This window comes from Paraburkholderia sediminicola (genome assembly GCF_046027825.1).
Lineage (GTDB): Bacteria > Pseudomonadota > Gammaproteobacteria > Burkholderiales > Burkholderiaceae > Paraburkholderia > Paraburkholderia sediminicola_D.
Window position 1 is genome coordinate 1 of record NZ_JAQQDU010000120.1, and the last position, 23,174, is coordinate 23,174.

Annotated in this window: 24 protein-coding genes and 1 pseudogene; 6 read left to right on the forward strand and 19 right to left on the reverse strand. The window is 59.2% G+C overall.

Features of this window, described 5'->3' with window-relative positions; translation table 11 throughout:
- Positions 1-458: 458 nt before the first annotated feature.
- Both PQQ96_RS37190 and PQQ96_RS37195 read right to left on the reverse strand, forming a co-directional pair.
- The gene (locus PQQ96_RS37190) at positions 459-1,202 is read right to left on the reverse strand and encodes an SDR family NAD(P)-dependent oxidoreductase (RefSeq protein ID WP_408301705.1); all 744 of its coding nucleotides are present in this window, start codon (positions 1,200-1,202) and stop codon (positions 459-461) included.
- A gap of 165 nt (positions 1,203-1,367) precedes the next feature.
- On the reverse strand, positions 1,368-1,874 hold the full coding sequence (locus PQQ96_RS37195) for a GNAT family N-acetyltransferase (RefSeq protein WP_408301707.1): 507 nt from the start codon (positions 1,872-1,874) through the stop codon (positions 1,368-1,370).
- Between the two features lie 138 nt (positions 1,875-2,012).
- Between PQQ96_RS37195 and PQQ96_RS37200 the strand changes: the two genes are divergently transcribed.
- Positions 2,013-2,456, forward strand: a complete 444-nt coding sequence (locus PQQ96_RS37200) for a GFA family protein (protein WP_408301709.1) — start codon at positions 2,013-2,015, stop codon at positions 2,454-2,456.
- Positions 2,457-2,557: 101 nt separating this feature from the next.
- On the opposite strand, the gene PQQ96_RS37205 is transcribed toward PQQ96_RS37200, so the two are convergent.
- From PQQ96_RS37205 to PQQ96_RS37220, 4 genes are read right to left on the reverse strand one after another with little or no spacing between them, the layout of a single operon-like run.
- Positions 2,558-3,850 carry an NAD(P)/FAD-dependent oxidoreductase gene (locus PQQ96_RS37205; RefSeq protein ID WP_408301711.1) on the reverse strand — a complete coding sequence of 431 codons (1,293 nt, stop codon included), beginning with the start codon at positions 3,848-3,850 and terminating at the stop codon, positions 2,558-2,560.
- Between the two features lie 8 nt (positions 3,851-3,858).
- A complete protein-coding gene (locus tag PQQ96_RS37210; RefSeq protein WP_408301713.1) occupies positions 3,859-4,605 on the reverse strand; it encodes an amino acid ABC transporter ATP-binding protein in 747 nt (248 codons plus the stop codon).
- Positions 4,602-5,258, reverse strand: a complete 657-nt coding sequence (locus PQQ96_RS37215; protein WP_408301715.1) for an amino acid ABC transporter permease — start codon at positions 5,256-5,258, stop codon at positions 4,602-4,604. The genes PQQ96_RS37210 and PQQ96_RS37215 overlap by 4 nt, the downstream gene beginning before the upstream one ends.
- A gap of 34 nt (positions 5,259-5,292) precedes the next feature.
- A complete protein-coding gene (locus PQQ96_RS37220; RefSeq protein ID WP_408301717.1) occupies positions 5,293-6,057 on the reverse strand; it encodes a substrate-binding periplasmic protein in 765 nt (254 codons plus the stop codon).
- A 154-nt stretch (positions 6,058-6,211) separates the two neighbouring features.
- Between PQQ96_RS37220 and PQQ96_RS37225 the strand changes: the two genes are divergently transcribed.
- Positions 6,212-7,036 carry an IclR family transcriptional regulator gene (locus PQQ96_RS37225; RefSeq protein WP_408301719.1) on the forward strand — a complete coding sequence of 275 codons (825 nt, stop codon included), beginning with the start codon at positions 6,212-6,214 and terminating at the stop codon, positions 7,034-7,036.
- Between the two features lie 242 nt (positions 7,037-7,278).
- On the opposite strand, the gene PQQ96_RS37230 is transcribed toward PQQ96_RS37225, so the two are convergent.
- The 8 genes from PQQ96_RS37230 to PQQ96_RS37265 all read right to left on the reverse strand — a co-directional run bounded on the left by PQQ96_RS37230 (position 7,279) and on the right by PQQ96_RS37265 (position 15,745).
- Positions 7,279-8,151: an AraC family transcriptional regulator gene (locus PQQ96_RS37230; RefSeq protein WP_408301721.1), complete on the reverse strand. Its 873-nt coding sequence runs from the start codon at positions 8,149-8,151 to the stop codon at positions 7,279-7,281.
- 374 nt (positions 8,152-8,525) lie between these two features.
- Positions 8,526-9,821, reverse strand: a complete 1,296-nt coding sequence (locus PQQ96_RS37235) for an NAD(P)-binding domain-containing protein (protein WP_408301723.1) — start codon at positions 9,819-9,821, stop codon at positions 8,526-8,528.
- Between the two features lie 562 nt (positions 9,822-10,383).
- Positions 10,384-11,394, reverse strand: coding sequence for a response regulator (locus PQQ96_RS37240; protein WP_408301725.1), 1,011 nt, complete (start codon positions 11,392-11,394; stop codon positions 10,384-10,386).
- A complete protein-coding gene (locus PQQ96_RS37245) occupies positions 11,391-11,579 on the reverse strand; it encodes an ATP-binding protein (RefSeq protein ID WP_408301726.1) in 189 nt (62 codons plus the stop codon). The genes PQQ96_RS37240 and PQQ96_RS37245 overlap by 4 nt, the downstream gene beginning before the upstream one ends.
- On the reverse strand, positions 11,579-11,980 hold the full coding sequence (locus PQQ96_RS37250) for a response regulator (protein WP_408301728.1): 402 nt from the start codon (positions 11,978-11,980) through the stop codon (positions 11,579-11,581). Before PQQ96_RS37250 ends, PQQ96_RS37245 begins: the two co-directional genes overlap by 1 nt.
- Positions 11,981-11,987: 7 nt before the next feature.
- Complete coding sequence (locus PQQ96_RS37255) at positions 11,988-13,325, reverse strand: sensor histidine kinase (RefSeq protein WP_408301730.1); 1,338 nt, start codon at positions 13,323-13,325, stop codon at positions 11,988-11,990.
- Between the two features lies 1 nt (position 13,326).
- On the reverse strand, positions 13,327-14,733 hold the full coding sequence (locus PQQ96_RS37260) for a class I SAM-dependent methyltransferase (protein WP_408301731.1): 1,407 nt from the start codon (positions 14,731-14,733) through the stop codon (positions 13,327-13,329).
- A 553-nt stretch (positions 14,734-15,286) separates the two neighbouring features.
- Complete coding sequence (locus PQQ96_RS37265; RefSeq protein WP_408301733.1) at positions 15,287-15,745, reverse strand: hypothetical protein; 459 nt, start codon at positions 15,743-15,745, stop codon at positions 15,287-15,289.
- Between the two features lie 213 nt (positions 15,746-15,958).
- On the opposite strand from PQQ96_RS37265, the gene PQQ96_RS37270 reads away from it, so the two are divergent.
- Positions 15,959-16,369, forward strand: coding sequence for a VOC family protein (locus PQQ96_RS37270; protein ID WP_408301734.1), 411 nt, complete (start codon positions 15,959-15,961; stop codon positions 16,367-16,369).
- A 68-nt stretch (positions 16,370-16,437) separates the two neighbouring features.
- Here PQQ96_RS37270 and PQQ96_RS37275 read toward each other — a convergent pair.
- Together PQQ96_RS37275 and PQQ96_RS37280 are read right to left on the reverse strand one after the other, a co-directional pair.
- Positions 16,438-16,527 (reverse strand): annotated as a pseudogene (locus PQQ96_RS37275) (IS5/IS1182 family transposase); the annotation flags it as partial.
- Positions 16,528-16,551: 24 nt separating this feature from the next.
- Entirely contained in the window at positions 16,552-17,511 is a 960-nt protein-coding gene (locus PQQ96_RS37280) for a LysR family transcriptional regulator (protein ID WP_408301736.1), read from the reverse strand.
- Between the two features lie 103 nt (positions 17,512-17,614).
- On the opposite strand from PQQ96_RS37280, the gene PQQ96_RS37285 reads away from it, so the two are divergent.
- Positions 17,615-17,989, forward strand: coding sequence for a nuclear transport factor 2 family protein (locus tag PQQ96_RS37285; RefSeq protein ID WP_408301737.1), 375 nt, complete (start codon positions 17,615-17,617; stop codon positions 17,987-17,989).
- 105 nt (positions 17,990-18,094) lie between these two features.
- Entirely contained in the window at positions 18,095-18,973 is an 879-nt protein-coding gene (locus PQQ96_RS37290) for an MBL fold metallo-hydrolase (protein WP_408301739.1), read from the forward strand.
- Between the two features lie 344 nt (positions 18,974-19,317).
- Here PQQ96_RS37290 and PQQ96_RS37295 read toward each other — a convergent pair whose 3' ends face one another.
- The 3 genes from PQQ96_RS37295 to PQQ96_RS37305 form a co-directional block, all read right to left on the reverse strand.
- Positions 19,318-19,608 (reverse strand): hypothetical protein, encoded by a 291-nt coding sequence (locus tag PQQ96_RS37295; protein ID WP_408301741.1) that lies wholly within the window; start codon positions 19,606-19,608, stop codon positions 19,318-19,320.
- Positions 19,609-19,710: 102 nt separating this feature from the next.
- Positions 19,711-20,394 (reverse strand): histidinol-phosphatase, encoded by a 684-nt coding sequence (locus tag PQQ96_RS37300; RefSeq protein ID WP_408301742.1) that lies wholly within the window; start codon positions 20,392-20,394, stop codon positions 19,711-19,713.
- 29 nt (positions 20,395-20,423) lie between these two features.
- Complete coding sequence (locus PQQ96_RS37305; protein WP_408301744.1) at positions 20,424-21,371, reverse strand: choline ABC transporter substrate-binding protein; 948 nt, start codon at positions 21,369-21,371, stop codon at positions 20,424-20,426.
- Between the two features lie 809 nt (positions 21,372-22,180).
- On the opposite strand from PQQ96_RS37305, the gene PQQ96_RS37310 reads away from it, so the two are divergent.
- Positions 22,181-23,044, forward strand: a complete 864-nt coding sequence (locus PQQ96_RS37310) for a hypothetical protein (RefSeq protein ID WP_408301746.1) — start codon at positions 22,181-22,183, stop codon at positions 23,042-23,044.
- Positions 23,045-23,174 lie beyond the last annotated feature (130 nt).

Below are 23,174 nucleotides of genomic sequence, written 5' to 3' on the forward strand. Positions count from 1 at the left end.
GTTAAGGCTGATCGAATGAATAGGCGATGACCGGTCCGCTGTCGTCCGTGCGGAACACCCCCCGAGGGCTGGGGAACATACCCGGAGGCGAACATTGCAGCGTGGTCGAAAGGTGGATTTGCGTAAATAGCCTCGAAAAACACGGGTCGTCTGTGTGTGGAACATCCCATCGATACAGATGACGTGGTCCCGGAAAATACTGCAAAGCCGCGTGTTGCGGCTGCGCGCACGATAGCGTTGACGCAAAAGCGACCGCGCAAAATATGTACTGGCTCTTCATGACGCGCTTTCGGATTGTGGTTGATCCCACGATGATTCTGCCTGAGTTGTCGACGATTCGCGCCCGAGTATCGAACGTCCCGCCCTGGCCGAACCCGGTCCAACGACGACCGGCCCAGTACGACCCACTACAGTCCTCCAGCTTTCTCCAAAGCAGCCGTTCGATCGTCACGTGCTTGCTACGTGAGATTCAATCCCCCATCCGAGAGCAGAATTTCTCCAGTCAGATAATCTGAGGCGACTAGCAAGGCAACAGCCTGAGCAATGTCCTCAGGACTAGCGGCCCTACGCATAGGCGCCCGTTCCTTCCAAAGTTGCTGCGCTTGCGTCCAGTCCGCCGTTAGAGGCGTATCGACCAAACCAGGAGCGACGGCATTCACGCGGATTTCTGGAGCAAGTGAAACAGCGAGCAAGCGGGTCACGTGGTTTAACGCCGCTTTAGTCGCTGCGTAAGGAATGGACGCGCCCTTTGGCCGGACGCCGGCATGTGAACTCACGTTTACGACGCAACCGGGCCTTCCTCGTGTGGCCGCTTCACGGAGCGCGGATTGCGCTTCGGTGACCAGGCGGAAGGGGGCAACGACATTGACTTCATGCAACTCCTGCCATACATCCGGCGTGGCCGCCGCCAGATCTGCATGGGGGATCACGCGACTGATCCCTGCGTTATTGACCAGAACGTCGAGTCGGCCCCATACGGCAAGCGCTTCACGGATGAGCTTCACTCTGTCCGCGTCATCGGCCAGATCGGCTTGCACATAAGCTGCCGATCCGAGTTCACGGGCCAACGCATGACCTGCAGCGGCCGAACTCCGCGAATGCAGAACGATTGAGAATCCGTCCTTTGAGAGTCGTCGCGCGATCGCGGCGCCAATACCAGAAGTCGAGCCAGTGACAAGAGCGACAGGAGGCGAAGTTTTCATGGAGGCGCTGATTGTCGAGTAAGTTATTTTTTCGGGCTTGTTATGCCCGTACATGCAGGTCGATCACTATCGTCTTTGATTATCAGGCGTACTTTCTGCATTCCTATTTTTTATCCCTGACCTAGCCGCCGTGCCCACCACCATCGGACGCCTGGCTAACTCCAATTAGTCAGCCGATTTTTCGTATAGTGACCAGACATAGCCGCCGGGTCCTGGTTCCGGCCACAGTCCTACGCGGATAAAGCCAAGTGACTCGTAGTAGGCACATAAGCTTGCGTTGAGGACGGGGCAGTCGAGTCGGACATAACGCCGGTTTAATCCGCTCACCTTGTTAGCGCACCAATCAAGCATGAAGCCGCCGAGTCCACGTCCGTTAAAGCCTTTCCGTACACTAAGCCCATGCACATAGCCGGCGATCGGCTCCTGAAGTCCCCACCGCTGTTCATCCTCCAGATCGAGCGAAAACGTTCCGACCGGAGTGCCATCCAACTCAACGACATACACTTCTTTCTGAGAGACCTTGTTTCGCATCCACAACTCGGAAACTCCATCACCTTCCTTGCCCCACGCATAGTCGCGGTATGCCACCTTCCTGGCGTGGCCATCGTTGCGAATCTGTGTCAGAACCGGCACGTCCTCTGCCGTTGCTCTGCGGATGCATTTCGAAGTCATCGATCCTATCTCCGTTGGCCCTAACTGGACGATTAGCACCGCCCCTAGTCGTCGCGTCTCGACCCACAAGGGACAGTCGGATTTGATCAAAGCGGACATTCAGCGGCATATACTTCCGACGCACAACCTGGAGACGATATGCCCTTACCGCATTCCCTGCTGTGCCTGTGTGGCGCCGTCAATATCAAGCTGAACGGCCAACCTGAAGCAAGAGCGAATTGCCATTGTCTAACGTGCCGGGATTTCTACGGGACATCAATGTTGTCGGCAACGGCATGGCTACCTGAACAAGTCACTGTGGTCGGCGGTCGTATCTCGACATTTTCCCATCCTACAAAGCAACTGTCGCGTGCATTTTGCCCCCGTTGCGGCGACACAGTGTTTGGCACGAACCGGTTCGGCATGCGAGTCCTTCCCAACAGCTTCGTCGCCCGAGCCACCGGCGGTGAACTACCCGAAGAAATGCGGGCGACGATGCATCTGTTCTATCGGCATCGGACTATCGACATACAGGACGAACTGCCAAAGTACCTCGACGGGTGGGACGGGCAGATTTACGACGGTTCGTCGGGCAAGCCCTGATACACATCGGCGCGCACACGTTGGCTTCGCACGCTGACCCCAAGCGCGTGCGGATTCAGGCGACGATGTGCTGGCCGCACTGCAGGTACTTAAACGTATGCTCAGGAAAGCGCATCGAGCAGTCCATACCACACCACACCCGCATTGATATAGAACCGCTGCAACGCGTGGAACGGTACAGGCTCGATCGACGTCGGCGGAAGCGGTAAGCCGCGTGTCGTCCCGCCGATCAAAGCGGCCAGATGTTTTCCTAGCGTCGTTGCCATCGCAATGCCACGTCCGTTGTAACCGAGCGCGATCGTCATGCCTTCTGCCGGCAAATGCACGTGTGGCAAAAAATTACGCGTAATGGCGATGCGGCCAGCCCATCGGTATTCGTATCCGATGTCCTTCAGTTGTGGAAACATCAACTGCGCGGCACGCTCGAGATGCGCCCAATCCGCAGCGCTGCGAGGTTCGCGAAAGGGTCCGCGCCCGCCCATTAGCAGACGTCCATGCGCATCCTTGCGGAAATAAAGCAGCAGGCGCCGCGAATCGGACGCCACTTCGCCACCGGGCAGAATCGTTGCACCCACCTCCGTGGGCAGCGGCTTTGTTGCGACAATGAAGCTATTCGCCGCGATCACCGACTGCGCGAGGCGCGGCCAAAGGTCATCGGTATAACCGTTGGTTGCCAGCAGAACCTGCTTCGACTCGATGACGGGACCATGCGTCGTGCGAATTCGCCATCCTTGCGGGCCGCGCTCGACACTCGCGGCGCGGGTATCGCTGCGGATCGCCGCGCCTGCCTTTTGCGCCGCGCGCGCGAGGCCGCGCGCGTAGCTCAACGGATGCACACTGCCCGCTCGCCGGTCGACCCAGCCGCCAATGAACGCGTCCGTACCGAGCCGCTTCGATACCTGCGCACGGTCGAGCAGTTCGACGGGGGCGCCGCGCGACTGCCACTGTTGCGCCCGAGCGTGCAGCGTGCCGATCAGCTTGCTCGAATGGGTAGGCTGAATCCAGCCGGCGCGCATCGCATTGCACTGAATTCCGTGGCGCTCGATCAGATCGAAAACCGTATCCGCGGCGCCGCCCGCCATCTGCACAAGCGCCGCGCCCTCGCGTGGGCCGTAGCGCCGCATGAGTTCGTCGGGATCGTATTTCAGGCCAGGGATCACCTGACCGCCATTTCGGCCGGACGCCCCCCAACCGGGCTCGTTGGCGTCGATCACACAGACTCGTATGCCCTGTTCCGCCAGATGCAAAGCCGTCGACAAACCTGTGTACCCGGCGCCGACGATCGCAACGTCCACCGTGACCGAACCATCGAGCTGCGGCGTATCGACAGCGGGTTCTGCCGTTGCCGCCCAGAGAGAGGGAGGCAACGGCTTTGCAACTTCAATCAGGCTCATGATGGTATTCAAATCCGGGATGCTTCGGTAAGCGCAGGCATCTTGCCGAGAAACTCGCGTGTGCGGGGATTGCGCGGACGTTCGAACAGATCGGCGGCAGACCCTTCCTCATGGATCGTGCCGTCGTGAAGAAAACAAACACGGTCGGCCACTTCTCGCGCGAAGCTCATCTCATGTGTCACGACGATCATGGTCATGCCATCGTCGGCAAGCTGACGCATCACGCCCAGCACTTCGCCGACGAGTTCCGGGTCAAGTGCCGAGGTCGGCTCGTCGAACAGGATCGCTTTCGGTTCCATGGCCAGTGCACGCGCGATCGCCACGCGTTGTTGCTGCCCGCCCGACATTTCGGCCGGGTAAGCGTCCATCCGGTGTGAAAGACCAACCTTGTCGAGCAGATGCCGCGCCCGCTCGCGTGCCTGTGCGCGCACTTCTTTCTTGACGAACACGGGCCCCTCGAACACGTTTTCGAGCGCGGTGCGATGCGGAAAAAGATTGAAGCGCTGGAACACCATGCCGACCTGGGCGCGCAAGTCGTGGATCTGCTTCGACTTCGCGTCGACGGCGTTGCCTTCGACGGTGATCGTGCCGGCGTCATGCCGTTCCAGTCCGTTGATGCACCGAAGCAGTGTCGACTTCCCCGATCCTGACGGACCGATCAGACACACCACCTGACCGCGTTCGACGCTCAGACTGACGCCTTTCAGCACGTGCTGATCGTGAAAGCGCTTGTGAATCGAGTCGACCTTGATCATCGTTTTCCCTTCAATCCGAGGCGGCGTTCGATCCGCCGCAAGCCGTAGACAAGCGGTAGGCTGAGCGCAAGGTAGAGCAGCGCGACCAGCGTGAATACCGTCATGTTCTGAAACGTCGACGACGCGATGAGCTGCCCCGCGCGTGTCATTTCGGCGACGGTGATCGTCGACGCGAGCGACGAGTCCTTGAGCATCATCACAAGGGTATTGCCATACGGCGGCAATGCGATCCGGAACGCCTGCGGCAACACCACGCGCCGCATGATCATTGCGCCGCGCATGCCGATGGACTGCGCCGCTTCGATCTGCCCGTGATCGATTGCCTGGATGCCCGCGCGAAAGTTTTCCGCCTGATACACCGAGTAGGCGACGCCGAGACCGATGAACCCCGCCTGAAACGCCGACAACTGCACGCCGAGATCGGGTAGCACAAAGTAAATGTAGAAGAGCTGAACGATGATCGGCAGCCCGCGAATCACGTTGATAAACGTCGCTGCGGCGTTCGACACGAAGCGGTTCTGGGACACGCGCATCAGCGCGAGTCCCAGGCCGAGCGCGGTGCTCAGAATGAACGAGCAGAAAGTGATCTCAATCGTGACGACCGCGCCTTTCAGCAGAATGGGCAGAAACTCGATGGCGTTCTGGAGGAACATGGTGAATCGTCCTTATTCTGAAAACGACGTCACGTCATTCCACCTGCCACTTCTTGATGATCTGCGTCAGCGTTCCGTCGGCCTTGATCTTTTTGATGCCGGTGTTTAGTTGTTCCAGCGTTGCCGTGTCACCCTTGCGCACGACGAAACACAACTGGCCTTTTACCGACGGTTGGTATCCGGCGACAAGACGCAACTGCGGATTCGGATTGTGCTGAAGCTGGTAGGCCAGAATCGGCTGGTCGCCGAAGCCCGCCTTGATACGGCCTAGCGCGACGTCGCGCATGATGTCGGCGACTGAATCGTAGGTCCGCACTTCCTTGTAGATGCCTTTCTTGTTCAACGCATCGACAAACGCAGTGCCGACCTGCGCGCCGACCACCTCGCCCTTAAGGTCGTCCATCGACGTGTACTGGCCTTTATCGTCGGCGCGCACGATCAGACCTTCGCCATAGGAGTACACGGTGTCGGAGAAATCGACGACTTGCTGGCGGGCTGGGGTTTTCAGCATGGCCGCCGAGATGATGTCGATCTTCTTCGTGGTCAGCGACGGAATCAGCGAGGAGAAGGTAGTCTGCTCGATCTTCACGTCGAAGCCGGCGGCCTTGCCCGTTGCGGTAATCGCATCGACCAGAAGACCCTGAATCGAATTGGTCTTCACATCGAGAAAGGTGAACGGCACGCCGGTGGCCGTCGCTCCAATCTCATAAGTGGGGGCGGCTACCGACAAGGCCGGCGCACCGGCGAGCAGCAATCCTGTTGCAAAGACACTGGCGAAGCGTTTGGCAAACTGGAACATGAGGTCTCTCCACGAGTTGACGACGGCCGATCGGAATATCGACACCCATCATTTGAAGCATGATATTCGAATCAAAAATATCGACAAACGAAATTTTCGTATCGATATACGATATGATAGAGTCAACGTCAGGCTAAAACAATTGGGTGAATCCATGACACGCAAGACGCTCGGCGCGCCGCCGGAAGCGCCCCCGGAGCCGGAGGAAACACCGGATGCACTGTTCAATCAGTCGCTGGAGAAGGGGATTGCGGTGCTGCGCGCCTTCAGCGCCCAGCGCAGGTCAATGACGCTGCCGGAAGTCGCGGAGGCAACGTCCATCACCAAAAGCTCCGCGCAGCGCATGATCTACACGCTGGAAAAGCTCGGCTATGTGAGAAAGCATCCGCGTACCCGGCGCTATCAGCTGGCGCCGCGCGTCATGCAGATCGGCTTCAACTACCTGGCCGCCGACACGCTGATCGACGTCGCCAATCCGTTTCTGTCCGAGCTCACCAATGTCACTGGCGAGACGACCAATCTGACCGAACCGGATGGCGTCGACATGGTCTACGTGGCGCGCTTCGTGTGTATGAAGTTCGTGCCGATTCACATGCCGATCGGCAGCCGCATTCCGATGTACTGCACGGCGTCGGGGCGGGCCTATCTCGCGGCGCTCCCGGAAAACGAGTCACGCACGCTGCTGCTGGCCAGCGATCGTGTCGCGCATACGCAGTACACGGTGACGGATCTCGGCGAGATCGAGACGCGGCTCGCGCTTGGGCGGCGCAATGGCTATGCGTCGAACCGCGAGGAGCTGTTCATTGGGGATATGACGATTGCGGCGCCCGTGCTCGACGGGGAGCGTCGGCCGGTCGGTGCGGTTCACGTCGTCGCGCCGACGAGCCGGTGGACGCCTGCGGAAGCTGAGGCACGGTTGGCGCCCGCCGTGATCGATTGCGCACGGGGTATCAGCAACTCAATCCGGACCCTTGCCTGAGGGCAAGCAATTTTTGATTGGCGTCCCTCCGTGCACACCACAGTTGACTTTCCGGCCGCTCATCGAGCCCGCCATCACGCGCAGTATCGTCGCGCATCGGCGCGTGCCGCTAGTGCAGAGCGCGGCAGTCGAAGCGTGTTTCGAAGCGCTGCGCACGGCGTTGACTGGCCGTGCACAGCGCTCTCAAAGGACTAATTAAGGCATGCAGACGAAGTAAGGCTCGCTGCGACAGATCTTTCCCGTCACATGAGGGGAATGTAGATATCCGTTTGCCATTGGTCCTGCGGCGTCTCCGGAAAGACGCTCAGGTAGTGAAAGAACAATGGATGATCCCGAAGTTCCTCTCCGCTTGCAGGAAGCCAGTCTCGATAGATCGGATAGATTGTCTCGCCAACGTGGTCAGTCGATCCGGTATGCCGAACCACTGCACATCGACCGCCCGGAATGACGAGTTCGCGGATACCGTAGAGGTTCGGCGCGACTGGCCCGGCGATTTCTCCGCAGATGTCGAAGCGAAATGCATCCGCCGGTGTCGTGTCCGGGTTATTCCGCGGAATACCAAAACTTCTGCTCGATGCAAGCGGAGATTGCCCGCTTTGCTTTCGCCAGTCGACGAACTTACGCACGCTCTCGTTGACAAGCCCAGTCGGTCCGCAGTGTTCAAGCGCGGCGACGCGAGTTTCAGAAAAATCGACAATTTGTACTTGCATGGTGAGTTTCCTCGAAAGATAGGGGACAACAAAAGTCGCACTCCAGATCTGCCAGTTCGGATGATGTCGAAACGAACTCGGCGCCGTGCCGAACGCGCGCTTGAATGCCCGACTGAAGGCTTCGGGGCTGTCAAAGCCCGCGTCGAACGCAGCATCGAGCACCGAGCAGAACTCTCGCGAAGCCAGGCGGTGTGCAGCCCGACGCAATCGCATCAGTTGAACGTAGCGTGCGACCGGCACCCCCACATAGGCAGCAAACTGCCGATGAAAATGGAACTTCGAGAAGTTTGCAATGCGACTTAACGCTTCCACTGAGAGGTCGCCCTCGAGGTTCATTTCGATGTACGTGAGTACGGCATTGAAGCGCTTCGTGTAAGCGTGAGTGGCGTCAACGTGAGCTTGCATGGTCTGGATACTTGGATTGTGCGACTTGCGTTATGGTCGCTCATGGCCGAATCATCGCGCCTAGCCGCTCTTGCTCAATCTCCAGACGGCGTGTCCGATAAGACCTCTGCGCATCCTATTTATGCGAATGAGATCAGGCGACCCACTTCGGCCACTCGCCGACATTGGCCTCAAGGGCAGCTTCCACAGATACAGCGACCGATGCAATCGCCGCAACGATTGACGGCGGAACTTGAGGTTTTGATGTCGCCGATGAGTTTGATCTGCATACTGACTATTCATTCGGCAGGTAAGGCGTTCTCGATCTAGCGCCACCTGCATGCCTTCGACGGAGTCGAACACGATCAGAGTCGCGACTCGATCAGTTGTGTACTTCAAGGGATGGGCATCGCTTGTGCCTTTGGATGGAACATCGCGAGCCAAAGATACGTGAGGTACCGCAGGCCTAACGGGTAGTTTTGTCGATCGTGCAGTGCCAGCATCTTGACAAGGTCAAAATGATTAGTAAGAGCCTGAGCCGGCGGGTCCACAAAGACGGAGATGCCTGCAATGTGGGTCATGATCGATTTCGCTACATGGGCGTAAGCCCACGGCGTCGAGGTATTTGTCTCAAGTACGCCGGGTGCCAAGAGAAAAAGGTTGGGGGCGTCGATTGAGCGAAAGACGGAGTAGCAGCGCGCGGAGATCTCATTCAGCCTTCTTGCCGTTGTCAGCGAATCCAGCCCCAGATAGCCAAGCTCCATCGCGTACCCGGTTCCCCAAAGCAACAGGTCCGTCCCGATCTCTTCACCGTTCTCGAGGCGAATCGTCTTGCCGTGGACGGACTGCACTTCACCACGGTGGCGCTCGATGCTGCGGAAGCCCTGGATCATACGTGGCCGGCCCGGAATGAGTTGGTCGCGACGGATGTCGAAGTCGCCCTCCGGCATGATCTCCGTGATTCCGGCCTTCTTGTACCTTGCCCGCAAGTCCTCGTTGATGCGGCGGTTCATCGCGCTCGATGAAAGACCCAGCATCTGGTATTTCGCCAACAGGCGCATGTCGATCCCGAGATATTTGGCCTGGCGCGTCGGGCGCATCCACTTGGTGGAACGATAGACCCACGCAATGCTCCTCGCCTGATATGCGAAGCACAGGTCAAGCAGGTCGTACGCCGATGCGCCACCGCCCACGACAGTGACGCGCTTGCCTCTTAACTCTTCCGGATTACGCAGTTCGAACGAGTGATATTCAGTGATCGCCGAATCACTCCGTTTGACCTGTGGTACGACGGGGCGATTGTGTCCCCCTGTGGCAGCGATGAGCCACCTCGATTGATACAAGGCGCCCTCTGTTGTCACTTGCCAGCCGCCTTCGCAGGAATGTGCGCTCGTGACCGGTGCATTGAGGACGATTTGAGGCGCGAGATCGAACCGTTCGACCCAGGCCTCGATGTTGCGCAAAATACCCGGCTGCCCTTCTTCGGACAGTGGGACATCGCCGAGCGTCCAGTCTTCCTTGCGAAACTGGATGTCCTGCCACGAGGGAAGATCGCGCCACAGCCCGCCGATTCGCTCACGGCGCTCCAGGAGCAGAGTCTTGAGCCCAGCATCTTTGGCGTACTTCAGGCAGATGACACCGCCGATGCCACCGCCCACGATAACCAGATCGAGATCCGAGCCTGTGGCCATGATGTCCAATGTCCCTCACACTCAACCGCGGAGCGACGTGGTTCGCCTCACCTACACCCGTAAGCTCCAGAGTTGACCCGCCTGTTGCGGGTCAGGATGTGTTCCTCATACGAAAATGCCGCAGGTTCTAATAGGGTAGCAAACGAAATATCCCTGAAAAGTATAGGCCGCGGATGCTGAATTTGAAGTGACGCGGCAATAGTCACGACGGTTCGCGTGAATATCGCCTGGACCGAAATGGCGCAAAGTGATCATTGGCCGATCACGTGACGTCCGTGAACCGCACGTGGAGGACCGTTGTCCGGGTGGAAGCGACGTTTGAATGTCTGCTCGAAAGCGTGGCTCGAAGTCCGGTCGTGACCGCACCCGGTCCGACGCAGACGTCAGGGGATCGCCCGCGCGCAGCATTTATGCAGATGGCATCCGGCGCCCCCTCTCGGCCGTTCAGCACTGGGCTGGCCCGACGTCTTTTCTCCAAAAGCACAGCGGTGATTCGCCCCGCGGCCCTACAAGCCGATCACCGCCCGCTGAGCCCCTCTTGAACGCGGATCGTCGCCTTCGCCTACTCGAACGCCGGCTCCGAGAACCGCTCGATCCAGACTGCCAGGCGGTCGGCCGCAAAACTGGCAGCGCGTGTGCCGGCGCGGCAGACAATGGTGTCACCTTCACGCGCAAACTGCAGGGCGCCCCCGGCTTCTTCCAGCCACAGCAGGCAGGCCAGCCAGCCAGCGTGCTCGGCCGATACGGCCTGGCCCACCGGCCGGCTGAGGAACTCGCTCAGCGTGGCCGGCGAAGTCCAGATCAGCGCATCGCCACCGCCGCGTACCGTAGCGCCGAGGACTTCAGTGAAGACCTGCACCGCATCAACAGCGCTGCGCCCCGCATTCTGCGTACGCAACTCCGTGAGGCGCGTGCTGACCGCGTGGCCGAAGCTGCCGCTGCATTCACTCTCGACACGCACCAGGTCGGCGTAATCCATACGCTGCCAGTCCGGCTCCACATTGCGCGTGCCCGCCAGTTCGGTGCCAACCAGGTAGGTTTCCACCGGCTGAAAGCGGCCCGGGCCGATCAGGCTGGCGCACAGCGTGTGCACCATGCCGATGCGGGTGGCCACGGTCTGCGCCTGCATCACCCCCAGCTTCTCGCGCACGAGTTGGTCGCGTTCCTTCCGCAGTCCCGACAGCTCCAGCGCCTGCTTCATTTCCATGCGCAGCGCGCTGATGTCCCACGGCTTCTTGATATAGCGATGTATCTGGCCCTGATTGACGGCCTCGACGGTCTGGTCTAATTCCGAATAGGCCGTCGTCAGGATCCGGACGATGTGGGGATAGCGCTCGCGCGCATAGCGCAGAAGTTCGTTGCCATATTCGCCCGGCATGCGCTGGTCGGACACCAGCACGGCCAGGCTGGCGGCGTGGGCATCCAGCATTGCCTTGCCGTCCTCCACGGAGGCGCCCGTCACTACCGGCGCGATCGCGCCGATGGCGCGCTCGAAGTATTTGACCGCGGTGGCTTCGTCATCAACGAACAGAATCGCCGGGGGCGGTGTCTGCTTGGCAATCGTGTCGCTCATTGGTAACTCCTGTGCATTCGATCCTTGAAATTTGGGAACTCCAGCGTCATGGTCGTGCCGGCGCCGGACGCGGATGCGATCCTGATACTCCCGCCAAAGGACTGCATGACGCGGTTGCAAAAAATCATGCCGAAGCCGCTAACGCCGGCGTTCGTGATAATTGGGTCGACCAGCAGGCGCTGCATCACTTCGGGCGCAATATCGGAGCTGCTGTCGCCGATGCCAGCACCTCGCGGACCGTGCTCACGCCCAGCGGCTTCTCCAGGATTCGGAACACCTTGCCAGAATCGACGGCTTCCAGCGCGTCTTTGTCCGCGTAAGCTGTCACCAGGATCCGCACGATATGCGGATACTCCTGCGACACCTGCCGCAGTAGATCACCGCCGTGCCGCCCCGGCATGCGGAAGTCGCTCACCAGGATCGCCACCCGTGCACCTTCGCGGCTCAGGATCGACATGGCCTCGTCCGCGTCGCCGGCGAGCAGCACCTCATAGTCGCTGCCGGCCGCGCGCGCAAAATACTTGCGGGCCAACTCCTCATCGTCGACATAGACGACGGTCTGCCGCGCTTGCTGGGTCTCGCTCATCTCGACATCACTCAACACGCGGCAGGTCGAAGTTGAACGCGGTCCACTCGCCCAACTGGCTTTCCGCAAACAGTGTGCCACCGTGCCGCTCCACCACCGCATAGCTGATGGACAGGCCAAGGCCGAGGCCCTGGCCGACTTCGCGGGTCGTGAAGAATGGTTCGAACACCCGCGCCAGATTCTCCGCGGCGATCCCCGGGCCGTTGTCGCGCACATTCACATGCAGCCGGTCGTCGCGCCATTGCGCCGTGACATGGACCTGCGGCGATACGGTGCGGGCCTTCTGCATGGCCAGAGCGGCATTCGAGAACAGGTTGATGAGCACGCCGATGATGGCGGCTTCGTCGCCCAGTACAAGTGTGTCGCCGGGCAGCTCGCGCGTGATGCTCACGCCGCGCAGCTCATGTGCGCTCAGCCGGATCGACGAGTCAAGTGCCTTCTCGAACAGGAACGGCACGTCGTCTGCCGCCGCGCCGGGTTTGCGGTAGGCAAAGGTCTTCAGGTCCGACACGATATGCTGGATGCGCTGCATGCCCTGCTTGACATCCACCAGGCACTCCTGCAGCGACGGGCTGTCCTTGGCCTCGGGTTCCTCCATGGCTATTTCGATGGCCATCAGGCAGAAGTTCACCGGATTGTTGACCTCGTGGAGCAGCCCCGCGGACAACGTACCGATTGCAGCCATCTTCTCCTGCTGCAGCAACTGGCCTTTGATCTGCGCCAGGCTTTCATTGGTACGGGCGAGCTGGTCATTTTTGTGCGCCACCTCATCCTTTAGCCGGAAAAGCTGGAAACGGCCCTTCTCGTTGAAGTAGGTGTAAATGGAGCTGGCCAACGCGCAGAAGAAGATCAGGATGAGCTGGAACTGAAACTTGCTTGGATTCTGTATGCCGCTCGGATGTGCCACACAGGCGACGTAGTAGAGCCCGACCGTGGCCAGGCCGAATGCCAGCGTCTGCCAGTAGCCGGAGGGGAACAGGATCCCAACCGCGAAGATCGTCAGCATAAGCCCGGCATAGAACAGCGACTCCCCGCCCTGCGTGACATAAATCATCCACGAGATCATTGCCTGCGGCATCAGCAGCCAGAAGAAGGTGATGACCTGCACGCGGCGTTTGCCCGTTTCCGTGTAGAGCGAGAGCAATGCCAGGCCGATGGCTACGCTGGTCAGCACCCGAACGATGGCAAAGCGCTTCTGCTCATCCGGATACACGACATAGTCCAGCGCCACACCCATCAGCACCAGCACGATCACGGTCAGGCCGCCAGCCTTGCTGCACAGCAACCGGTAGTCGCGCAGCTCTTCACGATAGTCCGAACGTAGCCCAGCCAGGGATGTTGTCATTTCAGGCGACTTGCTGCTGGCCGATCATCACCTCGGCAAACACATTAACCCCGGTCGAGTCCGTGTACAGGCGCGGCTCGCCACAGTCCGCCGGCATGATTTCGGCCATCTGTGCCTCGTTGCGATAGATCAGGTACCACTCCAGCACGTGCTCCATGCTCAAGCGCTCCGGGTTGTCGGCATGGACATTGGTGACCAGCAGGCGGCCGCCCCGTCTGGTGCGGCTGGCGAAATGCTGGTTCAGCCGGGCACAGACCTTGTCTGACAGGTAGTCAAACAGGCCGGCGCAATAGACCGCGTCGAACTCGCGGACGTCCGGTGCGTCCGCATCAATCCGGCGCTTGAGCAGGTGATGGACCGATTCATGCGTGTAGCTAATGGTCATGCGCTTGCCCGTTTTCTGTGCGATGGACGCGAGGCGGTCGCGCGTCCAGTCCAGTGTCTCCTGGCTGAAGTCGAGCAGTTCGAACGTCAGCCACTCCGGTTCGTCGTATTCATGCATGAAGCGCTGGATCTCCTGAGCGGGGCCGCAACCCACGTTCAGCACCCGGAACGGCCGCCGCGCGGCGCGCGCTTCATTGGCCAGCCGGGTCAGGTAGTCCACCAGCAGCTCGACGCGATTGCGGTGCGCGCGTGCCACGGCCGTCTGCAGGAAGGCCGCGTTGACGATCTGGAAATACGTGCTCGGGCCCTGGCGGGGATCGTCGAGCATCTGGTTGACCATCTGGTAGTCACCGGCATAGCCCAGCGGCTTCGTGAAGGTGCGGAAGACGAAGGGCGAGCGCAGCAGCAGGGGATGGAGCGCGGCCTGGGCAAAGGCACGGTGTGCCGGCGCCAGTTCTTCGTCAACCAGGCGCGCCTCGCCTTCGAAATCGTCGAAGTAGAGCTTGGTCCTTTCCATCAGGGGCGACGCCAGTTCGAGGAAGAAGTCCTCGCGCAGGCTTTTGCCTTCCTTCGGCATCGTGTCGGCCAGGTCCGCCTGCTCGACCCAGCGCGACATGTCTGAGAGAAAGGCCCGGATCTGGTTGACCGCGATCTGGTAGTCACGGCGGATCTTGAAACGCTCGGACCAGTCCTGCACGAACCGGCGGGATTCCTCCCCCACCGTGCGCGCTTCCAGCGCGCCGCCACTCAGCTCCCGCCACTCTTCGATCAGCGTCACCGAGACAATGGCTGTCAGGCCGGTGTTGACCATGCTGATGACGACCGCCTTGCCCGAATAGGCGTCTTCCACGCCCATCTTGACCGAGAGGTCGCTCAGCACCTCACTGACCTGGACAATCGAGTACGGGTTATAGACCTCCATCACCAGAGACTTTCGCTGGAGATTGATGATCGTTCCCCGCACCTGCTCACCCTGCGAGTTGCGGAAGCTCACTACCGGATCGATTTGCGTTTTTGAATACACAGTATTGCGGCTAGGTAAGTACCACGACAAGTTGGTTTGAAATCTGGTGTCATACCCGGGCCAGTAAGTCGGCCAGTTCAGCGTCGATAGTTTCCTTGATCCAGTGACGAAGCGTCGCCATCGGTATTTCAGTTGTCGCCTCGCGACCGCACCTATGCTAACGGCATCACGGTTTTAACGAGACTCGTTAGCCTGGTGGGCCTGCGGGCTGGCTTCGGAACAATCCGGACCTGTGCGATTGCAGCATTCTACTGATAAAAAATGAATGCTGTCGTCTCATACGGATTTCATCAGTGAAACTGCCCGGAGGCACTTGACGAAAGGGCGCCAAAGGACGACGAGGGCTTGCCCGCTGAGCGCAGGCTCGATCGAGTTCTTTGAATGGCTGCCTCCTGATGAGGAACAGCCGTCTCAACGTCCGTGCGACTGCACGAGCGAACGACGCTTCCTGGCCGGACTTAGTCCGATGGCGCAGTGCGCTGCTTCAAATCCCTCCTCGGACTCCACTGTATGACGCCTGATGTAGGGAATACACGAGAGCATTTCTCATGTCTCAGCGCACCGGTTCAATCTTGAAAGCATCGACCGCAACACCGAGGTCCACGCCTTCACCGCTACCGCTCAACGCCATCGACGTAGTTCCCTTGGTCAGCACCTGAGCAGTACCGCTCCTCCCCGCGCCGGCCGAAGCGCCGGCCTGCACGTAGCTGCCGAACACATCCCTGATGCTGTAGACATTGGTGATCTCGCCGCGGCCGCTGACGTGAAACTTGCCGGCGGTCAGGCCGCCGCCGTGCACGCTGATCGTGACAGCGGCCTTTTGCCCATTGCTGCAGCTTACTGTGCCGCGTCCTTCGGCATGCTGATAAATCGCCGACCATCCGGACATGCTGTAGGTCAGATGGCATTTGACCGACGCGTTGCCTGCCTGAGCCGAGGTGGCGGTCAAGGCCGTCAGGGCACTCGCGCATAGCAACGTGGTGGCAGCCGATACAAGGGTATGCTTGATCATAGAAGTCTCCTGGCACCAGAACATAGGTTATGCAGTGTAACCGTCATTCGCAGTGGGTCGCCTGACGACCACCCAAACGTCCATGCGGCAGTACGGGGGAACGCCAGTTCATGACTAACCCGGTCCCGCGCCGAATTTCCGTGAACGACCCTTTGCGGACATCCGGCGCTCGGAGGACAATGCCTTTGCGAATTTCTTCCGAAGCTGCGCAACATGGCTAAATTTCAGCCTGATGGATGGCATACGGTCACGCCCCGAATCGTCGTGCGGGATCCGGAAAACCTGATCACCTTCATCAAGATGGTGTTTCAGGCACAGGGCGAATTCCGTCGCGGGCTGCCTGCCGAACTCATGATAGGCGATTCCGTCGTGATGGTTAGCGGCGGAGACGGCCTTCGCGATCCGATGCCGGCATTTCTGTATGTCTACGTTGAGGACGCCGATTCGACCTTCCAGCGAGCGATTGCGGCGAACGCGATCTCGCTCGAAGTTCCGACCGACATGCCATACGGCGACAGGCGGGCGATGGTCAGAGATCCTTGGGGAAACACATGGCAAATTGCCACACATCACCGCGACCTCTCGGCTGCGGAGGTCCGGTCAAGGTTGGCCAACGACGGATAGGCCGATATTTGGACAGCAGGAGCGATTTGGGCGCCTCGTTAGCGTTAGTCGCCGACACCTAGCGCGTGTTAGGTACTTTGGATAATCGGCATGACATGTACAAGCATGAGCATGGCGAAGACGACGAAGTACAGACCTGTCAGAGTTTCGGGCAATTTGATGATCTGCAATTCGATGCCCTCTTAGAGATCGGTCGGCACTCCATGGCAAGCGCCACGGCCCTCCGATTGCACCCTGGGCATCATGCCCGCAGCAAAGTCGATGAACGCTCTTACCTTGGCCGGAACGTGGTTTCGACTGGGGTAATAGACGTAAAGGGGGAAGGTCTCGTCAGGCCAGTCCGTCAGAACTGGCTCCAGCGTGCCCGCACGCAGGTGGGTGGCGATTCCGAGGTCGATCACCTGGGCGATCCCATAGCCTGCGAGGCAGGCTCCAACTTTGGTCCCCGCATCCGTGACTGTCAGGTTCCCGCTAACGGCCACCTTCACCTTCTCATTGCCACGCCAGAACTCCCATTCGAAGGGTCGGCCGGTAGCCGGATCGATGGCCTGGATGCATTCATGGCCATCATCGAGCAGATCTTTCGGTGACCTCGGTCGACCGCGTTGCTCCAGGTAGGAAGGCGCGGCTACAGTCAGGACTCGCGGACTGTATAGCCTGCGACAGACCAAAGTTGAGATGGATGGCGGCCCAAACCGTATGGCGAGATCAAATCCATCGCTCACCAAGTCTGAGATGTCGTTCCTCGTCTCCAGCTTCAGTTGAAGAGCAGGGTGGTCCTTTAGGAACTCGGCCAACTCCGGAGCTAAGACAAGGCGGGCGAACACAGCATCGCACGCCACACGGAGTGTTCCGTTGACGACTGAGGCCTGCTCTGCGGCTCCGACAGTCGCCTCTTCAATCCCCTGGAGAAACGGCAGCACTTTTGACAATAGTTCATGCCCAGTGTCCGTCACTTCAACGTGTCGGCTGGTGCGATGCACGAGCTTCGCGTGTAGGCGGTCCTCCAATCGTTGGATAGCGCGACTCACGGCAGGCTGAGTCTTGCCCAGACGGGACGCAGCACGTCCAAAGCTCTTGAGTTCGACTACGGCTGCGAGCGCAAGCAAGCCGCTTACAAGTCCTCCATCGAGGTCTTCCATGATCTATGTGTTCCTGTAATGGCAGCGATAACCGTTTCGCGGTAGCAGAGGATGAGGGAAAGTTTCACTATACGAGTCTTTCGACTATTGAGGAAAGCTAGCGATGACCCAGACCCATGCCGTAGTCGCCTTGATTGAGGATTATTTCGAATTGGCTTATGAGCCGAAGAGCCGAGACTTCAATAAGGTTTTCCACCCGAGCTGTATTGTCCAGTGGCTCCATGAAGGCAACCTGGACACCCTGTCGTCGCTGGACTATGCAGCACTCATCAACGGGAGACCGAGCCCTCAATCGACTGGCGCACCCAGAGATGAGGCGATCCTCTCCATGGAGAACATCTCGGATAGCCTTTCAACGGCAACAGTGAGGGTGCGGATTGGAAAGAGACTGTTCAACGATCACTTCGTCATGCATAAGGTGGATGGCAGATGGCTGATAACAGTCAAGGCGTCCTTCGTAGTGCGTACGTTCGACTGAAGAGCAAAGCTGGAGATGCGCCAGGCTAAGGATGTCGAAGGCGCGGCACCTCAAAAAATTCGTCGGGACGCAATTGGAGTGGAATGTTTCCCTATGAGCACAGGGATGTTTGCTGGCACCAATGGCACGCCGTCATCGAGCGTGGCGGCAGACTTTGCCAGAAATGTCGGCGGGCCCCAGCGGGCCGGGGTGGGAGAGAACTTCGTTAAGTTCGCTCTGGGAAAGACGACGGTCGTGGGTCTACGTGACGGCTATGTGGACATGCCCCCCACGCGCCTTCGGAAGCCTGACGGGCAGCCGTTCAGAGGAGACCTGCCGCCATCGATTCCGCTGGTGGATGGAAAATTCCGACTGTCCGTGAATGCGTTTCTCATCATCGATGGCGAAAGCCACATCCTGATCGACACGGGTGCGGCGGACTCCTGGGAGCCGACATTGGGAAGGCTGCTCCGGTCCATGCAAGAGGCAGGCGTCGCCCCTAGTCTGGTGGACACCGTAGCGATTACCCATACGCACGAGGACCATGTGAACGGTCTGGTGGCTGCTGACGGCTCGAACGCGTTCCCCAAGCTCAAGCGGCTGTTCATCCCCTCGCAGGCGATACCGCTCTTTGACAAGATCGACCGACTTGCGCGGTTTCGGAACGTGCGCGTCGCCATCGGCGAAGGATTCAAGATTGGGCCGTCATCGACGGCAGTGAGCGCGTTGGGCCACGAACTCGGGCACATGGCCTATGAGGTGAAGGGCGGCGGCAGCACATTGCTGGTTTGGGGAGATACCGTCCATGTGCCTGCAGCGCAGTTCGAGCGGCCCGAGTTGACTTGGGAGTTTGACGCAGACCAGGACAAGGCGCGCGCATCCAGGTTGCGCCTCTTGCGGCGTTCGAACAAGCCCGGCCACTTCATCGCCGGCGCTCACCTGGATTTCCCGGGCGTCGGATATGTGACAAGGCAAGGCGACGGGTATCGGTTCACTCCCGTCTGATGAGCCGATATGGTCGCAAGTTTTACCAATATCTGAGATCATTCCAGACATTGCAAATGTAGGACAAAATTAAAAAGCAAACATATGGGGAATCTACATAAGGAATTACAGCAGGAAGCCCTCGAAGATCAGGGTATTCGCACGTTCAGCAGGAACCGTAATGCCCCTAAACGCAAAAACCGCAGAAGGACGCTCACTGAGCGTATTTGTTATTTCCTGGCTTTTCTGTGCGTGCTCGGATTAATCGGAATAGTGGCAGTCCGCTTCATACCGGATCCTCCAGCCAATATTCAGTAAGTCGCATCAAGGAAGAATGACTCAGCTTGGCCGCACTGAGACCTTCGTCAACCAGCGTTTCTGGTTGATGTAGCGCGACGACCAGCCGCGCTTCCCGACCTGAACCAGCGACATCTTTGTGCGGCACTGCTGGTGACAAACTCATTTCGAATGCGCCACGCCGCATGCATCACGAACAGCACGACCGGTGTGCTCGAATGCGCTGCCCATGTCAGCAGGCAAGCGATGGCCGCATTCAGCACGGGCTCGCCAGCCAGCGCGTCGAGTACCGTCCGCAGCGCCGGCGCAGCCTTCGTCGGGCGCATCGTCTCGACGAGCAGCGTCAGCGCGAGCAGCATGATGCAGTCCCCAGGTCAGCAGGGCGACGCCGCCGGCCAGGTGAAGCAGATCGAGATCACGCTATTCTCCGCGCGTTTGTGGGTTGGCCCGGCCGCATCCGCCTATCCGAACAGTTCAAGGATCCGCCAGCCTCTTTCGCTGGCAACGCGCCGCAGCCGCTCGTCCGGGTTCGTCGCGACGGGATGGCTGACGTGCTCCAGCAAAGGAATGTCGTTCGCCGAGTCGCTGTAGAACCAGACGCGTGCAAAATTCGCGAAGCTCTTGCCTAGCGATGCAAGCCACGCCTGCGTGCGTGTGATCTTGCCTTCCCGGAAACTCGGCACGCCGACCCACTCACCCGTGTAGCGCCCATCCGGCCGATCACCGTGAGTGGCGAGGTCGATTGCCAGGAGATGATCGACGCCGATCGCATTCGCGATCGGCCCTGTCACAAAGGAATTGGTAGCCGTCACGATACAGCACAGGTCGCCCGCGTCGCGATGATGCTTGACGAGTGCCAGCGCCTCGGGCCGCAACGCAGGCACGATGATCTCGCGCATGAACTGCACGTGCCAGTCGTCCAGCTGTTCGCGCGAGTACACGGCAAGCGGCCCGAGCACATGACGCAGGTAGGCATCCATGTCGAGCGTGCCGGCCAGGTACGCGTCGTAGAAGCGGTCGACATCGTGCGCATGTTGCTCGCTGCCGGGCACGCCAAGCTTCACAAGGAAGCGATTCCATTCCTGGTCGCTGTCAAGCGGCAGTAACGTGTGGTCGAGATCGAACAGCGCAAGATCGCGAGTCAAATGAGAGCCCTCCTGGTGTCCGTTCAGCGTCATTGCATGCCGAGTGAATGCTTGACCGCAGTCACCCCGTTGCTGCCGTCGAACGCCGTAACGCCGTCGAGCCATTGGTCGAGCACCTGTGGGTGCTCCTTGAGCCAAGCCTTGGCGACTGTGACCGGGTCCTCATGGTCCATGATCGGCACCATCAGCCGGTTCTCCATGTCGGTGGTGAACTGCAGGTTGGTCAGGAACCGGCCGACATTCGGGCAACGCGCCTGGTAATCGGTCGGCAACACCGTGAAGACCTTGGCCGATCCGTAGTTCGCGCCGAACACGTCGTCGCCGCCGCTCAGGTAAGTGATCTTGTACTCGACGTTCATCGGATGCGGCTCCCAGCCGAGGAACACCACCATCTTGTGGTCCTTGACCGCCCGGCCGACCTGCACCAGCATCGCGGCCTCGCTCGATTCGATCAGCTTGAAACCGCCGAGGCCGAACTGGTTCGTGTCGATCATCTTCTGGACCAGCGCGTTGCCGTTGTTGCCCGCACCGATGCCGTATATTTTGCCGTCGAGCTGCGTCCTGAACTTCGCGATGTCGGCGAAGCTTTTGAGGCCCTCGTCGGCCGCGTAGGAAGGCACCGCCAGCGTGTACTTCGCGCCGACGAGATTAGGGCGCTCCAGCACCTTGACCGTGCCGGCCTGGACGAACGGCACGACGGTCGACGTCATGCTTGGATCCCAGTAGCCGAGGAAGGCGTCGATCTGCTTTTTCTTGATCCCCGCGAACACGATCGGCGGCGATGCGATCGTCTTGGCCGGCAGATAGCCGAGTCCCTGCAGGAGCGCGGTCGCAACGCCGGTGGTGGCAGCGATATCGCTCCAGCCGACGTCGCCGAACGTCACGCTACGACAGGTTTCCGGATCCTGCGCGCGTGCTGCGCTGAGAAGGCAGAGGGATGCGAGACACGCACCCGCAAGTTGGACAACGCGTTTCATCAGACTGACTCCTTAAGGGAATAGTCGGTGCGGAACAACGGACGCCCATGCTTGCGGACCAGGTTGGACCGGGCTCGGCGTGGCTGGAAAGCGCATATTTTTAAATCCGCAAAAATACATATTTGCAAAAATATACACAGAAAGCATCCTAACCGCGCTGCAGCCTCCATCAGCATCGTATTTCGGACACGGATCATTTCACGTGCGACATCAGCGCCCTGCGGTGACGGTCGCGTGGCGGTCGTCGGTCCCGAGGTAGCAACGTCCGGTGCGCGCTCCAGGCGCCGTGCCTTTGTCGGGGACGCAGCAGAATTTTGCAGTCCCCTCCCCGCCTGCGGGCATCGCTTGGGTTGCCGGTTTTGATGCAGGCGATGCCGGACCCTTGGAGCGTTGCCATACGGGTCGCAGGAAGATTTCGGGTGCAGCAATCTGCTACATCTCGATGCACGCAAGCTGGAAAAGGTATCCGTACTCCTGGCCGACATTGGCGTTTTGTGCTGTGTCGCAAGATTCAGAGCCCGGAGCGTCTGTCGACGGAGTCATGTCGACCCAACTCGGCCACCGCAGTTGCGGGAGAACGAACGACCGCTCCTGATGTGTAACTGCCATCGCCAACGCCTATTCCAGCAAGTCGAAGAGCAGCAACGGGCCATACACTGGTTTTGCACGAACTGCAGCGCTCTGCTTCAATCTGACACCTTCGGTCCGATAAGTTAGAGTTGCGTTCACGTTTGCGCCCACCATGTGCGGTCGATCAATTCAAACAATATTTGTCGCATCAAGTCTAAAACACTACAGAATTAGCGCATATGCCCGATCCAAATTTCAGCGAGTCTCAGCTTCAAACTGCTGCAAACTTGGCCTATGCCAACGAAATACGGCAAAGAACCGGTGGGATTCCTTTTCCGTTTGTTCCGTCTTTGCCGGCGGAATTTTTGCTCGGTTGGGACACGGCCTTCGATCTCGACTGGATACGTCATCGGCTGTCCGGACCATTCGCCGAACGCCACAAGGGTTGTAATTTCTTTCTGCAATATAAGCTATCGAGTTTGGTCGATAGCCCAAGTCGGTCAAGGGAATGGGCTACATGGGGGAAAGCCTATTTTCGATTTCAGATCCCGCACAGAAAAAGAATCGAGGGACGCTATCGCAATGAGTTCCATCAGTGGATGCGGCTAAAAGAAATTGCAGCAGCTGGCGTACCGACCTTTTACGCCACGAACACCATGATTGAGGAACGAGAATTGAGAACGTTGTTCGAAAATGGCAATCTCCTAGATCGCATTGCACTTCTCGATGTCGCTCCGATCAAACGGAAACACGTCCACGTATCATTTGCCGATCCATTTTCGAAATTTGCTCTTCACAGCACCCCAGAAGAAACACCGTTTCTTTCCTTTAGAGAGGCTGTGGCGAGCTTCGCAAATATTTCCAGCTACTCCTATGCGCAGGGCGTTGAGCAGTTAATTGTGATTGCCGAAAATCTCATCGACGAGGGCGCCCTCACTAGAACAACTCCTGGAATACGGGAACAGCTGTCCCAATTTCAGGATCTTTTCAGGACATACACCCGCGAACGAAGCGGACTGCCGCAACTCAAGCGGACAATACTTGAATCCTTCTTCGCCCGCAGGTTTGGCTTGGCTGTTTATTGGTATCCAGCGACCCAATAACGTAAGCGTTTGGGCTTACGTTATTGGGTCCGGTTGCGTATCCAGTTTCGTTTCCCCCAACGGCCGGTCTTTGGGCGGAGCGGTCCTGCGAACGTCTGCGCGTGAGTGCGGACCAATGTCTGCAAGTGGC

Coding starts and splice junctions, on each gene's coding strand:
- PQQ96_RS37190 (WP_408301705.1), bottom strand. CDS start 1,202: ATGAAAACTTCGCCTCCTGTCGCTCTTGTCACTGGCTCGACTTCTGGT.
- PQQ96_RS37195 (WP_408301707.1), bottom strand. CDS start 1,874: ATGACTTCGAAATGCATCCGCAGAGCAACGGCAGAGGACGTGCCGGTT.
- PQQ96_RS37200 (WP_408301709.1), top strand. CDS start 2,013: ATGCCCTTACCGCATTCCCTGCTGTGCCTGTGTGGCGCCGTCAATATC.
- PQQ96_RS37205 (WP_408301711.1), bottom strand. CDS start 3,850: ATGAGCCTGATTGAAGTTGCAAAGCCGTTGCCTCCCTCTCTCTGGGCG.
- PQQ96_RS37210 (WP_408301713.1), bottom strand. CDS start 4,605: ATGATCAAGGTCGACTCGATTCACAAGCGCTTTCACGATCAGCACGTG.
- PQQ96_RS37215 (WP_408301715.1), bottom strand. CDS start 5,258: ATGTTCCTCCAGAACGCCATCGAGTTTCTGCCCATTCTGCTGAAAGGC.
- PQQ96_RS37220 (WP_408301717.1), bottom strand. CDS start 6,057: ATGTTCCAGTTTGCCAAACGCTTCGCCAGTGTCTTTGCAACAGGATTG.
- PQQ96_RS37225 (WP_408301719.1), top strand. CDS start 6,212: ATGACACGCAAGACGCTCGGCGCGCCGCCGGAAGCGCCCCCGGAGCCG.
- PQQ96_RS37230 (WP_408301721.1), bottom strand. CDS start 8,151: ATGCAAGCTCACGTTGACGCCACTCACGCTTACACGAAGCGCTTCAAT.
- PQQ96_RS37235 (WP_408301723.1), bottom strand. CDS start 9,821: ATGGCCACAGGCTCGGATCTCGATCTGGTTATCGTGGGCGGTGGCATC.
- PQQ96_RS37240 (WP_408301725.1), bottom strand. CDS start 11,394: ATGAGCGACACGATTGCCAAGCAGACACCGCCCCCGGCGATTCTGTTC.
- PQQ96_RS37245 (WP_408301726.1), bottom strand. CDS start 11,579: ATGCAGCGCCTGCTGGTCGACCCAATTATCACGAACGCCGGCGTTAGC.
- PQQ96_RS37250 (WP_408301728.1), bottom strand. CDS start 11,980: ATGAGCGAGACCCAGCAAGCGCGGCAGACCGTCGTCTATGTCGACGAT.
- PQQ96_RS37255 (WP_408301730.1), bottom strand. CDS start 13,325: ATGACAACATCCCTGGCTGGGCTACGTTCGGACTATCGTGAAGAGCTG.
- PQQ96_RS37265 (WP_408301733.1), bottom strand. CDS start 15,745: ATGATCAAGCATACCCTTGTATCGGCTGCCACCACGTTGCTATGCGCG.
- PQQ96_RS37270 (WP_408301734.1), top strand. CDS start 15,959: ATGGCTAAATTTCAGCCTGATGGATGGCATACGGTCACGCCCCGAATC.
- PQQ96_RS37280 (WP_408301736.1), bottom strand. CDS start 17,511: ATGGAAGACCTCGATGGAGGACTTGTAAGCGGCTTGCTTGCGCTCGCA.
- PQQ96_RS37285 (WP_408301737.1), top strand. CDS start 17,615: ATGACCCAGACCCATGCCGTAGTCGCCTTGATTGAGGATTATTTCGAA.
- PQQ96_RS37290 (WP_408301739.1), top strand. CDS start 18,095: ATGTTTGCTGGCACCAATGGCACGCCGTCATCGAGCGTGGCGGCAGAC.
- PQQ96_RS37295 (WP_408301741.1), bottom strand. CDS start 19,608: ATGCTGCTCGCGCTGACGCTGCTCGTCGAGACGATGCGCCCGACGAAG.
- PQQ96_RS37305 (WP_408301744.1), bottom strand. CDS start 21,371: ATGAAACGCGTTGTCCAACTTGCGGGTGCGTGTCTCGCATCCCTCTGC.
- PQQ96_RS37310 (WP_408301746.1), top strand. CDS start 22,181: ATGCCCGATCCAAATTTCAGCGAGTCTCAGCTTCAAACTGCTGCAAAC.